Annotated in this window: 1 protein-coding gene; it reads right to left on the reverse strand. The window is 45.6% G+C overall.

All coding sequences use genetic code 11. The features are described 5' to 3' along the window. Positions 1-133 precede the first annotated feature (133 nt). Positions 134-1,099 (reverse strand): IS110 family transposase, encoded by a 966-nt coding sequence (locus AB5217_RS24845; protein WP_032568652.1) that lies wholly within the window; start codon positions 1,097-1,099, stop codon positions 134-136. Positions 1,100-1,314: the final 215 nt, after the last annotated feature.

The following is a 1,314-nucleotide window of genomic DNA, read 5'->3' on the forward strand; positions in this document are numbered from 1 at the left end:
TTATGAACTATAATACGAAAACTGACTACGGTTAACGATAATTAGCATAAATATGCAATTATCTCATTCACGGAAGCTCGTCGGGGCTGACTGCGTAGCCCCTTGCCGCATGGCGTTCCCTCCGCAGGAGCTATTATGGCTTTTCAGACTTGAATCCATCGACATATGGCTTTTCTTGAGAGACTACCGCAAAGGCTTGCCTTACGAGTTTGTTGGCGACTGCAACAACCGCCACTTTTCCCGGCTTGCCGTTAGAACGCAATCGGTCAAAACATTCCTTGCATTCGGCATTGCATCGCAGAGATGCCATGGCAGCTATATAAAGCTGACCACGTAAGGAAGAATCACCGTTGCGATTGATGTGACCTTTGACATTGACTGACGTACCGGATTGTTGGTAAGTAGGAGATAAGCCCAAGTATCGGGTGAGTTGCTTGGCATTATCAAAGTACGTGAAGCCTCCCGTAGCCATTATCAAGGCTGCCGCCAGCGTGACACCGATACCTTTGATAGAGATGAGCAAGTCCATCTGTTTCTTGTACTCGCATTGTGCCAAAACCGCCAGTTCCTCCTCCAAGTTCTTGACTTGCTTTTCAAGGAAAGCGATTGTCTTTTCAATAGCTTTCTTGCACTTGGGGTCGAAGAAGGGAAGTGCTTCCATGGAACCTTTCAAGTTACGGGTGGCTATAAGTTGCTTCTTGAGTTGACGTATGACTGTCCGTTTCTGCTTCAAGGTGAGAATGGCATCGCTACGAAGCCTATAAGGGGCAGGCTGCATCTTCTCTCCGTAAAGAGCTATCAGACGTGCATCCGTTTCATCCGTCTTGGTGACGGAAAGCATCACACGGGCGAAATTCTTTATCTTGAGAGGATTCTCCAAACTGACAGTGATTCCCACTTGCGAAAGAAGATAGACGAGCAGGGAACTGTAATTGCCGGTTGCTTCCAGCACGCAATGATGCTCACTGGCTGACAAGGTTTGAATGAACTCATGAACGCCTTTGGTAGTGTTCTTGAATGTTTTGGTCTTGCTGCTCTTGGCAGAAGAATAAGCAACTACGAAAGTCGCCTTGCTGACATCAATTCCAACGTAGGTCATAGTCTTAATGATTTATTGAACGACAACATCTGTACATCGTGAGCCATCATTGCGAATACGGGGTCGAAAGCCCATTGAACTATCCGGTTTCTGATGTAAAAGTGTGGGGACGAAACATAACTCACGGCCTTTATGACCAAGGAAACATCGGTCTTATTCCACACTTTGATGTTGAAACTTTATGCAAATATATAACGATTAAAAATTATACAATG

Origin of the sequence: Bacteroides sp. MSSM.1001136sp1_RTP21357st2_D2_RTP21359_211015 (assembly GCF_040913205.1) — a bacterium.
Taxonomy (GTDB): Bacteria; Bacteroidota; Bacteroidia; order Bacteroidales; family Bacteroidaceae; genus Bacteroides; species Bacteroides ovatus.